This is a genomic window from Acidovorax sp. 106, from assembly GCF_003663825.1.
GTDB lineage: Bacteria > Pseudomonadota > Gammaproteobacteria > Burkholderiales > Burkholderiaceae_C > Acidovorax.
The window spans coordinates 4,016,077-4,029,079 of record NZ_RCCC01000001.1; the positions used below are offsets into that span (position 1 = coordinate 4,016,077).

Sequence of the window (13,003 nt, forward strand, 5' to 3'; positions counted from 1 at the left end):
CGATCTTGTCCCGGGCGGGACAAACAGAGTCGCCCTGTCACTGGCAAAGTCACAGAGAGCCTCTACAATAAAATCGCACGACCGTTCTTTTTCATTCTTCCAAGGGACAACAGCATGACCGCTGAATACAAAGTCCACGGCTCCGTTGCCGTGATCACCCTGTCAAACCCCCCCGTCAACGGGCTCGGTCTGGCCACCCGCCAAGGCATTGTGGACGGGCTTGCGCGCGCCAATGCCGATGCGGCCGTGAAGTCCATCGTCATCACCGGTGCTGGCGGCGCCTTCTCAGGCGGTGCGGACATCAAGGAGTTTGGCACCGACAAATCGCTGCAAGAACCCAATCTGCTGTCGGTCATTCTGGCGGTTGAAAACTCGGACAAGCCCGTCGTGGCGGCCATGCACACCGTGGCCATGGGCGGCGGCTTGGAACTGGCGCTGGGCTGCCACTACCGCATTGCGGCGCCTGGCTGCTCCATTGCGCTGCCTGAAGTGAAGCTGGGCCTGATCCCTGGTGCGGGCGGCACACAGCGCTTGCCCCGCGTGATTGGTGTGGAAGCTGCGCTCAACCTGATCGTGAGTGGCGAGCCCGTCAAGAGCGAAATGATCGCCGGTGTGCCCGGCCAGAAGCTGTTCGACAAACTGGCAGCTTCGCAAGAATCCCTGGCCGAAGAGGCCCTGGCATTTGCCCAAAGCGTGCAAGACGCCCGCCCTCTGCCGCTGGTGCGCAACTTCCCCTGCAAGCACCCCGAAGGCGATGCGTACTTCCAGTTTGCACGCAACATGGTCAAAGGCATGGCCAAGAACTACCCCGCGCCCGCCAAGTGCGTGGACGCTGTGGAAGCCGCCACCAAGAAGAAGTTTGCCGAAGGCATGCTGGTCGAGCGCGAGATCTTCATCAACCTGATGTGGACCCCCGAGTGCCGCGCACTGCGCCACCTCTTCGTGGCCGAGCGCGCTGCCTCCAAGATTCCGGATGTGCCATCGGACACCCCCAAGCGCGCAATCTCCGCCGTGGCCGTGATTGGTGCGGGCACCATGGGCGGCGGCATCGCCATGAACTTCCTGAACGCGGGCCTGCCCGTCAAGATTCTGGAGACCAAGCAGGAAGCCCTGGACCGTGGCATCGCCACGATCCAAAAGAACTACGAAGCCCAGGTCAAGAAGGGCAAGCTCAAGCAAGACAAGTACGAGCAACGGATGGCGCTGCTCAGCACCACGCTGAGCTACGACGACCTCAAGGACGCAGACCTCGTCATCGAAGCGGTGTTTGAAGAAATCGGTGTGAAGGAGGCCGTCTTCAAGCAACTGGACGCTGTCATGAAGCCCGGCGCCATCCTGGCCTCCAACACCTCCACGCTGGACGTGGACAAAATCGCATCGTTCACTCAGCGTCCCCAGGACGTGGTGGGCATGCACTTTTTCAGCCCTGCCAACGTGATGAAGCTGCTGGAAGTGGTGCGCGGCAAGGCCACGGCCAAGGACGTGCTGGCCACGGTGATGGCAATCGCCAAGAAGATCAAGAAGACCGCCGTGGTCTCGGGCGTGTGCGACGGCTTCATTGGCAACCGCATGATTGAGCGCTACAGCCAGCAAGCCGGCTTTTTGCTGGACGAAGGCTGCACGCCCCAGCAGGTGGACAAGGCCGTCGAAAAGTTTGGCTTTGCCATGGGCCCCTTCCGCATGGGCGACCTGGCGGGCAACGACATTGGCTGGGCCATTCGCAAGCGCCGCTACACCGAAAAGCCCGACATGAAGTACAGCAAGACCGCTGACCTGCTGTGCGAAAAAGGCCGCTTTGGCCAAAAGACGGGTGCGGGCTGGTACGACTATGTGCCCGGCAAGCGCGACGCCATCCCCAACGCCGAGGTGGTGCAGATGATTGAAGACCACCGCAAGGCGCAAGGCATCACGCCGCGCAAGATTTCGGACGAAGAAATCGTGCAGCGCCTGGTGTTCGCCCTGGTCAACGAAGGTGCGCACATCCTGGAAGACGGCATTGCCAGCAAGTCGGGCGACATCGACATGGTGTACCTCACCGGCTACGGCTTCCCCATCTACCGTGGCGGCCCTATGCACTACGCCAGTGAGGTGGGCCTGTTCAACGTGGTGCAAGCCATGAACCGCTTTGCCAAGAACCCGCTGGACGACGCCGCGTTCTGGACGCCTGCTCCGCTGCTGGCCAAGCTGGCCGCCGAAGGCAAGGCCTTCCAGTAAGCCGCACGCGCCCTTTTCAAAAGAATCAAAGGAATTCACATGACATCCGCAGTGATTGTTTCCACCGCCCGTACCCCGCTTGCCAAAAGCTGGAAGGGTTCCTTCAACATGACGCACGGCGCCACCTTGGGCGGCCATGCCGTGCAGCACGCCGTGCAGCGCGCTGGTATTGACGGCGCCGACGTGGACGACGTCATCATGGGCTGCGCCACACCCGAAGGCGCCACGGGCAGCAACATCGCGCGCCAGATTGCGCTCAAGGCTGGCTTGCCCATCACGGCCTCGGGCGTCACCGTCAACCGCTTTTGCTCGTCGGGTCTGCAGACCATTGCCATGGCCGCCCAGCGCATCATCGCGGGCGAGGCCGATGTGTATGTGGCCGGTGGTGTGGAAAGTATCTCTTGCGTGCAGCAAGAGATGAACCTGCACATGATCCAGGACCTGGCCCTTGCCAAACAAAAGCCCGAGATCTACTGGAGCATGCTGCAGACGGCCGAGCAAGTGGCCAAGCGCTACCACATCGGCCGCGAAGCCATGGACGAATACGGCGCCGCCAGCCAGCAAAAGGCCTGCGCAGCGCAAGCGGCTGGCCTGTTCGATGCCGAAATTGCCCCCATCACCGTCACGGCCGGTATTGCCGACAAGACGCTGGGTCTGATCACCAAGCAGGTCACCGTCAGCAAGGACGAAGGCACCCGCGAAGGCACTACGGTGGAAGCCATTAGCGGCCTGCGTTCGGCATTGCCAGGCGGCCTGATCTCGGCCGGCAACGCCAGCCAGTTCTCTGACGGCGCGGGTGCCTGCGTGGTCACCAGCGAAGAGTACGCCAGCAAGAAGGGCCTCAAACCCCTGGGCCGCTTCCTGGGCTTTGCCGTGGCGGGTTGTGAGCCTGATGAAATGGGTATTGGCCCCGTGTTCGCGGTGCCCAAGGTGCTAAAGAAGGTGGGCCTGACGGTGCAGGACATCGACCTGTGGGAGCTGAACGAAGCCTTTGCCGTACAGGTGCTGTATTGCCGCGACAAACTGGGCATCCCGGCCGACCGCCTGAACGTGAACGGCGGCGCCATCGCCGTGGGCCACCCCTACGGTGTGTCGGGCCAGCGCCTCACCGGCCATGCGCTCATCGAGGGCAAGCGCCGTGGCGTCAAGCGCGTGTGCGTGACCATGTGCATTGGCGGCGGTATGGGCGCCGCAGGGGTTTTTGAGGTGCTGTAAGCCCCCAGCCCGCTAGGCTTTGAACGCGCCCCGCGTCAGCACAAAGGCTGGCGCGGGGCGTTTGTGCTTTTTGCTATTGATTTGATAGCTGTTTGCGCAATTTTTACGAGCGCTAGGCAGCATTTAAATGAATAGGTTGGCCCGGTTGCGTTGCGGATTGGGCCCGGCTGTGAATGTCTGCTACCGCACGGACGCAAGCAGATGTTGGGGCGTAAGGTCTTGGTGCAGGCAGGGGTGCGAGTTCCGCGCCCGCAGCGCTGCCAACCTGATCAGGAGATTCTTATGACCTCATTGGCCGCTTTGCTCAATGGCCCGACGCCGCCGGACGAAGACCTGGTGGATCAAGCCCGCCCCGGTCACGGAATTCCGTCGCAAGACCCGGATCCTGCGGCGCAGCGTGTGCTGGAGCCTGAAGACGCTGCGCGCGAAGCCCAGTCGGTATGGGTGGGGGGAGGCGTGGTGGCTGGCGCCGCCACAGGTGCGGCGGTGGGGGTGATGGTGGCTGGACCGGTTGGGGTGGCGGTGGGGTCTGCACTGGGCGCCGTGGCCGGTGCTGTGGGCGGCGCCATGGCGGGCGCCACCGATGGGCTTGCCGATCCTGAGCGCCTGGATGCCAAAAGCAGGGGGCGCGTCAACCTGTACATCGAAGACACCGGCGGCAGCGGCCGCCCGCTGGTGCTTATCCACGGCTGGCCCCTATCGGCCCAGGCCTGGGCCCCGCAGGTGCCTGCGCTGCAAGCGGCGGGCTTTCGCGTGGTGGCTTACGACCGAAGGGGCTTTGGCCGGTCTGAGAAGCCGCACTCGGCTTACAGCTACGACGAGTTGGCGGACGACCTGCAGCAAGTGATGGACCAATGCACGCTTGAGGATGTGACGCTGGTGGGCTTCTCCATGGGCGGGGGCGAGGTGGCGCGCTACATGGGCCGGTGGGGGCAGTCGCGCGTGCACAGCGCAGTGTTTGCAGCGGCCGTGACGCCTTGCCTGATGCGTTCCGCCGACAACCCCGATGGGCCGTTGACGCAGGAGCGGGCGTTGCAAAAGAAGAGTGCTCTGGAGCAAGACCGCGATGGCTACTTCGAGCAGTTTGTGACGGACTTTTTCTCTGCCAACGAGGTGCTGCAGGTCACGCTGGCACAGCGGGCCGATGCGGTTGCCCTGTGCCACCAGTCGGCACAGCATGCCGCTTTGGCCTGCATGGACGCCTTTGCCAGCACCGACTTTCGGGCCGACCTGAAGAAAGTGACCGTACCCACGTTGGTGATCCACGGCACTGCAGACGGTATTGTGCCCATCGAGGGATCGGGCATGCGAACCCACCGTGCCGTGCCCCACAGCCAACTGGTGACCGTGGGCGATGCACCGCATGGATTCAACCTGTCCCATGCGCAGGCGTTCAATGATGCGCTGCTGGCGTTTTTGCGGACCTGAGTAGCGCAAGGGCCGCTCGCTTGGGGTTGGCTGCAATGTCGGCCCAAGTCCCCCCGTCGTGACTAGCGAGCCGGGGTACCCATCCTCGGGTGGCGGGTCAGGGTCTGAGCCCCCTCGGCGCGTCACGCAGCGGACATGGTGTGTGCAGATGAGCCACCATAATTTGCTGCATGACCACCTCCCTGCGCTCCACCCTCGATTTCCTGCTCTACACCTGGCTGCAATCCGAATCGCTAACGCAGCGAGAGCGCTTTGCTGACCATGCGCGTGAAACTTTCGATGCCGTGCTGGATACGTCTGAGCGCATTGCCCGCGAGAAGTACGCGCCGTTCAATCGGCTGGTCGATCTGGAAGAGCCGCGCACCGAAACCGAGCCCGATGGCACGCTGCGCGTGGTGCTGCCCCAGGCCACCTACGAAGCGCGCCGCGCCTATGCCGAATCGGGCCTGCTGAGCGCGGCGCAAGACTATGACATTGGCGGCATGCAACTGCCGTACACCGTGGAGGCGGCGGCCAATAGCTTCTTCGCGGCAGCGTCCATCAGCATTGGCTCCAATCTGCTCACCTCGGGCAACGCCAACCTGCTCATGGTGCATGGAACCGACCTGCAAAAGCAGGTGTTTGCGCTCAATGAATTCAATGGCCGTTGGTCGGGCACCATGTGCCTGTCGGAGCCGCAGGCGGGCTCGTCCCTGTCGGATGTGGCTACGCGCGCCGTGCCGGACGGTGAAGGCTTTGAAAGCGATCCGCTAGGCCCACGCTACCGCCTTAAGGGCAACAAAATGTGGATCAGCTCGGGCGACCATGAGCTGACGGAAAACATCGTGCACTTGGTGCTGGCCAAGATTCCGGGGCCGGACGGCAAACTGGTGCCGGGCGTCAAGGGCATCTCGCTGTTCATCGTGCCCAAGAAGCTGGTGGACAACGAGGGCAAGCTCACTGGAGAGCGCAACGACGTGGCGCTGGCGGGCTTGAACCACAAGCTGGGTTGGCGCGGCACCACCAACACGCTGCTGAATTTTGGCGAAGGCAAGTACCCCGTGCGCGGTGAAGCCGGTGCAGTGGGCTACCTGGTGGGTCAGCCGGGCGATGGCCTCAAATGCATGTTCCACATGATGAACGAGGCACGCATCGGCATTGGCATGGCGGCGTCCATGCTGGGCCTGGCGGGCTACTACGCCAGCCTGGACTATGCCAAGAACCGGCCCCAAGGCCGCCCTGTGGGAAAGGGTGGCAAGGACGCAGGCGCACCCCAGGTGCGCCTGATCGAGCACGCAGACATCAAGCGCATGCTGCTGGCGCAAAAGGCCTACGGCGAAGGCGCGCTGGCGCTGAACCTCTACTGCGCACTGCTGGTGGACGAGCAGCACACGGGCACCCCCGAGGCGGCCGATGAAGCCCGCCTGCTGCTGGAGGTGCTCACCCCCATCGCCAAGAGCTGGCCCAGCGAGTGGTGCCTGGAGGCCAACAGCCTGGCCATCCAGATCCACGGGGGCTACGGCTACACGCGCGATTTCCCGGTGGAGCAGTACTGGCGCGACAACCGCCTGAACATGATCCACGAGGGCACGCACGGCATCCAGGCCATGGACTTACTGGGCCGCAAGGTGCTGATGGAGGGCGGGCGCGGCCTGCAGCTGGTGGCAGGCCGCATCAATGCCACCATCGAGCGCTCCATCCAGGTGCCTGCACTGGCAGTGCATGCCAATGCCCTGGGTGCCGCGCTGGCCCAGGTGGGCGCCGCCACCAAGGCGGCCTGGGCCATGGGCGAGCCTGGCGATGCGCTTGCCAACGCCGTGCCCTACATGCAGGCCTTTGGGCACACCGTGCTGGCCTGGGTGTGGCTGGACCTGGCCCTGGCCACACTGGCGCATGACGCCGCCCTGGCGCAGCCCGCCAGCGTGGGCCGCATGGGCGCCATGCAGTTCTTCTTCCGTTACGAGCTGCCCAAGATCGGGGCCTGGCTGCAGGTGGTGAGCGCGCGCGATACCACCTGCGCGCAGATGCCGGAAGACGCCTTTTGACCGCCTTCTGACCGCGTTGTGACCGCGTTGTGACCGCGTTCTGAAGCGCTCACGGCGATGTGGGGCTGTCCCGCACGCCACCGGATCGCGCAGGCGACACGGCTGCGCAGCCTGCGTCACCACAATGTGCGGCAACCGCCAAAAATGTTGACACCACCTGCGGCGCCCATTCGCTGTTTGCCCTACCTGTTTGACTTATCCGTTTGCACATTCAAGGAGACACCACATGACCCCTCGCACCATCCAGCAACTCTTCGACCTCAAGGGCAAGACCGCCCTGGTCACCGGCGGCTCGCGCGGCCTGGGCCTTCAATTGGCCCACGCGCTGGGCGAAGCCGGTGCCAAGGTGCTGCTGAGTTCGCGCAAGGCGTCCGACCTGGAAGAGGCCGCCGCCGAGCTCAAGGCCGCTGGCATTGATGCGCAATGGATTGCCGCCGACTGCGCCAACGAGGCCGACACGCGCCGCCTGGCCGACGAAACTCTGCAGCGCCTGGGGCATGTGGACATTCTGGTGAACAACGCTGGCGCTGCCTGGGGCGCACCCGCTGAAGACCACCCCGTCGAAGCCTGGGACAAGGTGATGAACCTGAACGTGCGCGGCTATTTCATCCTGAGCCAGCACATCGCCAAGCACAGCATGATCGAGCGCAAGCAGGGCAGCATCATCAACGTGGCGTCCATCGCGGGTTTGGGCGGCAACCCCAGCGGCATGAACACCATTGCCTACAACACCTCCAAGGGCGCGGTCATCAACTTCACCCGCGCACTGGCCGCCGAATGGGGCAAGTACAACATCCGCGTCAACGCCATCTGCCCCGGTTTCTTCCCCAGCAAAATGACCGTGGGCACGCTCAAGGCGCTGGGCGAAGAGGCCCTGAAGGCAGGCGCCCCCCTGGGCCGCCTGGGCGATGACGAAGACCTCAAGGGCCTGTGCGCGCTGTATGCGTCGGATGCGGGCAAGCACATCACCGGCCAGTGGCTGGCGGTGGATGGGGGTGTGAGCGTGGTGACTGGCGGATAGGTAGAGTACAACCCCCTGATGCGCTGCGCGCCTTCCCCCTTCTCTCGGCTGCGCCGGGAAGGGGGACGCAGCCCTCGCTGCGGGGCGGTGCGGCCGGCCTAGGCCCTTGCTAGGCTGCCCTCGCCTTCGGCCCTGCCAGTTGCCACCCACAGTTTCCAAAGGAATGAACCTTGATCAGTTTTGGCGTTGAGATCCCCTTTGTCAGCCACCTCGGCTTTACGTTGCACCGCATGGAAGGTGGTGAGTCAGAGTTGCATTACGAGGCCAAGCCCGAGCACCTGAACTCGTTTGCCGTGACCCATGGCGGTGCGTCGATGACGCTGCTGGACGTGACCATGGCCACAGCGGCCCGCAGCGAAACGCCCGACATGGGCGTGGTCACCATCGAGATGAAGACCAGCTTCATGCAGCCCGCAGTGGGCCCGCTGGTGGCCAAGGGGCGGTTGATCCACCGCACCGCCACCATGGCCTTCACGGAAGGCACCGTGTACGACGCGCAAGGCCGGGTGTGCAGCCATGCCACGGGTACTTTCAAGTACGTCAAGCGCCTGCCGGTGGACGGGCGCAGCGTCAACGGCCTCAAGGTCATCTCCACGGATTGACGTTTTGAGTCAAATAGGCTTCTAGTGCAATCAATATAAGCGCTGGCAGCTATCTTTTTAATAGTGTTTGAGGAGTGTTTTCATGTCACGCAACCAGCAGATCGTTTTGGACAACCGCCCCCAGGGCGAGGCCGTTGCCAGCAACTTCAAGCTTGTCGCCACCGACACCCCGGCGCTGCAGCCCGGCCATGTGCTGGTGCGCCACCACTACCTGAGCCTGGACCCCTACATGCGCGGGCGCATGAACGAGAGCAAGAGCTACGCTGCATCGCAGGCGCTGGGCGAAGTGATGATCGGCGGCACGGTGGGTGAGGTGGTGGAGAGCCAGAACCCCAAATACGCCGTGGGCGACAAGGTGGTGGGCATGGGCGGCTGGCAAGAGTACAGCGTGGTCAATGCCGAGCAGCCTGGCGCGCTGCGCAAGGTGGACACGACCCATGTGCCGCTGTCGCACTACCTGGGCGCTGTGGGCATGCCCGGCGTGACGGCCTGGTACGGCCTGGTCAAGATCATTGCCCCCAAAGAGGGCGACACCGTGGTGGTAAGCGCCGCCACGGGCGCCGTGGGCAGCGCCTTTGCCGCCCTGGCCAAGGCCCGTGGCTGCCGCGTGGTGGGCATTGCCGGGGGCGTGGACAAATGCCAGTACGCGGTGAGCGAGTTGGGCTTTGACGCCTGCATTGATTACAAGGTGCATGGCGACGTGCGCGCCCTGTCCAAGGCGCTCAAGGAAGCTTGCCCCAACGGCATCGACGGCTACTTTGAAAACGTGGGTGGCTGGATCATGGACGCCGTGATGCTGCGCATGAATGCCTTCAGCCGCATCGCCCTGTGCGGGATGATCGCTGGCTACGACGGCGCACCCCTGCCCATGGCCAACCCCGCGCTCATGCTGATTAACCGCATGAAGGTCGAAGGCTTCATCGTCAGCGAGCACATGGAAGTCTGGCCCGAGGCACTGAAGGAACTGGGCACGTTGGTGGCCACCGGCAAGCTGCGCCCACGCGAAACCATTGCCCAAGGCATTGCCGCCGCGCCCGAGGCTTTCCTGGGCCTGCTCAAGGGCAAGAACTTTGGCAAGCAACTGGTCAAGCTGATCTGATGGCTGCTGCAGAGACATCGCCACCCCGTGCGGCCGGTACGCCCAGCACGCCTGGTCTGCGTTGGCACTGGGCCCGCTTTGACGACATGGGCGTGCATGCGCTACATGACGCGCTGGCCCTGCGCTGCAAGGTGTTCATCCTGGAGCAAGGCCCCTACCAAGACCCCGATGGGGCCGACAAGCAGTCGTGGCACCTGTTGGGCTACGACGCCGCTGGCGCGCTGCAGGCTTGCCTGCGCTTGGCAGACCCGGGTGTGAACTACCCCGAGCCATCGATTGGCCGCGTCGTGACCGCCAAGGAAGCCCGTGGCAATGGCACGGGCCGTGCGCTGGTGGCCGAGGGCCTGGCCCGCTGCCAGCAGGTGTGGCCGGGCAGGGCGGTGCGCATCAGCGCACAGGCGCACCTGCAGCGCTTTTACGGCAGCCTGGGCTTTGTTACCGTGTCTGGCGAATACCTGGAAGATGACATTCCCCACGTCGAGATGCTGTGGAGCCCGCCTGGGGCTCCATGAGTTGCAAGGGGCGGGCACTGGCCCTGCGCGCAGGGCCGGTGCTGCGTCCACCCATGTGCTTGCTTGAGTTTGCTGTACAGGAGTTTTCACCATGTCTGCCCTGATCCTTCACCACTACCCGACGTCGCCCTTTGCGCAGAAGATCCGCTCGGTGCTGGGCTTCAAGCAACTGGCATGGAAGTCCGTCATCATCCCCAGCGTCAGCCCCAAGCCGGATCTGGTGGCGCTGACGGGCGGGTACCGCAAAACGCCGGTGCTGCAGGTGGGGGCTGACATCTATTGCGACACGGCTTTGATCTGCGACGTGCTGGAGCACACCCAGCCCGAGCCCGTGCTGTACCCGCCGCACCTCAAGGGCGTGGCGCGCGTGTTTGCACAGTGGGCCGATACCACGCTGTTTTGGGCGTCTATGGCTTACAACCTGCAGCCCAAGGGCGCGGCCATGCTGTTTGCCAACCTGCCACCAGCGGCTGCCCAGGCCTTTACCGAAGACCGCAAGGCAATGGGTGTGGGCATGCAGCGCCAGCGCCCGCAGGACGCCACCGCCGCCTACCGCTCGTACCTGCGCCGCATCGCCCACATGGCCGAGGAGCACGACTTTTTGTTTGGTGCAGAGCCCTGCGTGGCCGACTTTGCCGCCTACCACCCGCTGTGGTTCACGCGCCGCGTGGTGCCGCTGATGGACGACATCTTCAACGCCACACCCGCCGTGCTCGAATGGATGGACCGCATCGAAGCCCTGGGCCAGGGCCGTATGGAGAAGTTCAGTGCGGCGGATGCGATCACCGTGGCCGCCGGGGCCGAGCCCTTGCCGCTGCTGGACGATGTGTTTCAGGACGAGCACGGCATTGCCCTGGGCTCCCAGGTGCACATCGCCGCCGAGAGCTTTGGCCTGGAAGTGACCGAGGGCGAGCTGATCGCGGCCACGCGCACCCGCTACACCCTGCGCCGTACTGACCCGCGTGCAGGGGTGGTGCATGTGCACTTTCCGCGCATTGGTTATGTGCTGAAGAAGGCCGCGCCCTGAGATGCTTTTCCAAGGCTCAAGGCGCGGTGCGTTCTGTGCAGATTCTGCCAACACCTCATATCCGTTCAGGCTGAGCCTGTCGAAGCCAGGGCGTCTGCGGGTGTCAGCACCGTGAACGCCCTCTGCGAACACCTGCAATGACGCGGCTGCGTCAGAGCCCACCCACCGGCACAACCACCAAAACCACAAACCGAAGGAGACAAAATATGATCGACAACTTTGCAGACAAAACAGCCGTACTCACCGGCGCAGGCTCGGGCTTTGGGCTGGAATGCGCCCGCATTGGCGCCCGCCTGGGCATGAACTTGGTGCTGGTCGATGTGCAGCAAGACGCGCTGGACGCTGCTGCGGCCGAGATGCAGGCTGCAGGCGCCCAGGTGCTGGCCCGCAAGGTCGATGTGTCCAACGCCGCCCAGATGGAGCAACTGGCCGCCGACGTGCAGCAGCGCTTTGGTGCGCCGCACCTGGTGTTCAACAACGCAGGCGTGGGGGCGGGTGGCCTCGTGTGGGAGAACTCCGTCAAGGACTGGGAGTGGGTGCTGGGCGTGAACCTGTGGGGCGTGGTGCATGGCGTGCGCCTGTTCACGCCCATGATGCTGGCCGCCGCCCAGGCCGACCCAGTCTGGCGCGGTCACATCGTCAACACCGCCAGCATGGCGGGTTTGCTCGACGCCCCCAACATGGGCATCTACAACGTGAGCAAGCACGCCGTGGTGGCTTTGTCAGAGACGCTGTACCAGGATTTGTCGCTGGTCACTGACCAGGTCAGCGCCAGCGTCCTCTGCCCGTTCTTTGTGCCCACGGGCATCAGCCAAAGCCAACGCAACCGCCCCGGCGCGTTGGCGGCGGACAAGCCCACCCAGAGCCAGCTCATCGGCCAGGCCATGAGCGACAAGGCCGTGGGCAGCGGCAAAGTGACGGCGGCCGAGGTGGCGCAAAAAGTGTTCGACGCCGCAGCCCAGGGCCAGTTCTACATCTACAGCCATCCCAAGGCCCTGGCCTCAGTGCAGACGCGCATGGAAGACATCATGCTGGGCCGCAACCCCACCGACCCTTTTGCGGGCAAGCCCGAGGTGGGCGCCCAGTTGCGCGCAGCCCTGCGCAGCGGTGGTTGATTCGATTGTTTTTGCTCTTCGTGGATAAAAATGCCGCTAGCGCCTGATATAAAAGCGCTAGCAGCTATTAAATCAATAGCGGTGCTGAGGGGCGTTTGGTGAATCCTGCCCAGGGTTACGCCTTGTTTGACACCGCTTTGGGCCGCTGCGCGCTGGCCTGGGGCGCTGCTGGCTTGCGTGCTGTGCAATTGCCCGAGGTGGATGATGCCGCCACCGTGGCCCGGCTGCTGCGTGCCAGCGGTCCTTGCCATGCTGTCGCGCCCACGGCAGAAGCGGCGGCAGCCATTCACGGCATCCAGGCAGTGCTGCAAGGCCAGCCGCTGGATTTGCGTGGGGTGCGGCTGGACATGGCGCACCTGTCAGAGTTTCACCAGCGCGTGTACGCCCTCACGCGGGCCATTGCACCGGGGCAGGTGCGCACCTATGGCGACATCGCGCAGGCACTGGGCGGCAAAGGCCTGGCCCGTGCTGTGGGGCAGGCCCTGGGACTGAACCCCTTTGCACCGGTGGTGCCCTGCCATCGGGTGCTGGCCGCAGGGTTTCAGGCTGGGGGATTTTCTGCCACCGGCGGGGCGCACACCAAGCTGCGCATGCTGCAGATCGAAGGCGCGCACTGGGGCGAAACGCAGTCGTTATTCCATTTCTAAATCACCCCTGACGTTGTTGCTTCGCCTTGCCGTGCTTCAGCACTGTCTGCGGCTTCGCGCCTAGTCAGGAATGATTTGGAAATGGAATTACCAGGGTTT

Annotated in this window: 11 protein-coding genes; all 11 read left to right on the forward strand. The window is 64.0% G+C overall.

Translation table 11 applies throughout. From position 1 onward, the window contains the following. Window positions 1–114 precede the first annotated feature (114 nt). The 11 genes from C8C98_RS17685 to C8C98_RS17735 all read left to right on the forward strand — a co-directional run bounded on the left by C8C98_RS17685 (window position 115) and on the right by C8C98_RS17735 (window position 12,904). The gene (locus C8C98_RS17685) at window positions 115–2,214 is read left to right on the forward strand and encodes a 3-hydroxyacyl-CoA dehydrogenase NAD-binding domain-containing protein (protein WP_121455348.1); all 2,100 of its coding nucleotides are present in this window, start codon (window positions 115–117) and stop codon (window positions 2,212–2,214) included. Between the two features lie 39 nt (window positions 2,215–2,253). Continuing rightward, window positions 2,254–3,429: an acetyl-CoA C-acyltransferase gene (locus C8C98_RS17690; RefSeq protein WP_121455349.1), complete on the forward strand. Its 1,176-nt coding sequence runs from the start codon at window positions 2,254–2,256 to the stop codon at window positions 3,427–3,429. Window positions 3,430–3,711: 282 nt separating this feature from the next. Next, complete coding sequence (locus tag C8C98_RS17695) at window positions 3,712–4,857, forward strand: alpha/beta fold hydrolase (RefSeq protein WP_121455350.1); 1,146 nt, start codon at window positions 3,712–3,714, stop codon at window positions 4,855–4,857. Window positions 4,858–5,027: 170 nt separating this feature from the next. After that, on the forward strand, window positions 5,028–6,881 hold the full coding sequence (locus tag C8C98_RS17700; RefSeq protein ID WP_121455351.1) for an acyl-CoA dehydrogenase: 1,854 nt from the start codon (window positions 5,028–5,030) through the stop codon (window positions 6,879–6,881). A 226-nt stretch (window positions 6,882–7,107) separates the two neighbouring features. Further along, window positions 7,108–7,902 carry an SDR family oxidoreductase gene (locus C8C98_RS17705; RefSeq protein WP_121455352.1) on the forward strand — a complete coding sequence of 265 codons (795 nt, stop codon included), beginning with the start codon at window positions 7,108–7,110 and terminating at the stop codon, window positions 7,900–7,902. A 170-nt stretch (window positions 7,903–8,072) separates the two neighbouring features. Further along, the gene (locus tag C8C98_RS17710) at window positions 8,073–8,504 is read left to right on the forward strand and encodes a PaaI family thioesterase (protein WP_121455353.1); all 432 of its coding nucleotides are present in this window, start codon (window positions 8,073–8,075) and stop codon (window positions 8,502–8,504) included. A gap of 82 nt (window positions 8,505–8,586) precedes the next feature. Continuing rightward, window positions 8,587–9,603 (forward strand): NADP-dependent oxidoreductase, encoded by a 1,017-nt coding sequence (locus C8C98_RS17715; RefSeq protein ID WP_121455354.1) that lies wholly within the window; start codon window positions 8,587–8,589, stop codon window positions 9,601–9,603. After that, window positions 9,603–10,115, forward strand: a complete 513-nt coding sequence (locus tag C8C98_RS17720) for a GNAT family N-acetyltransferase (protein WP_121455355.1) — start codon at window positions 9,603–9,605, stop codon at window positions 10,113–10,115. Before C8C98_RS17715 ends, C8C98_RS17720 begins: the two co-directional genes overlap by 1 nt. Before the next feature lie 91 nt (window positions 10,116–10,206). Further along, entirely contained in the window at window positions 10,207–11,142 is a 936-nt protein-coding gene (locus C8C98_RS17725; RefSeq protein ID WP_121455356.1) for a glutathione S-transferase family protein, read from the forward strand. A gap of 206 nt (window positions 11,143–11,348) precedes the next feature. Continuing rightward, a complete protein-coding gene (locus C8C98_RS17730) occupies window positions 11,349–12,257 on the forward strand; it encodes an SDR family oxidoreductase (RefSeq protein ID WP_121455357.1) in 909 nt (302 codons plus the stop codon). A 122-nt stretch (window positions 12,258–12,379) separates the two neighbouring features. Continuing rightward, complete coding sequence (locus C8C98_RS17735) at window positions 12,380–12,904, forward strand: methylated-DNA--[protein]-cysteine S-methyltransferase (protein ID WP_233574587.1); 525 nt, start codon at window positions 12,380–12,382, stop codon at window positions 12,902–12,904. Window positions 12,905–13,003 lie beyond the last annotated feature (99 nt).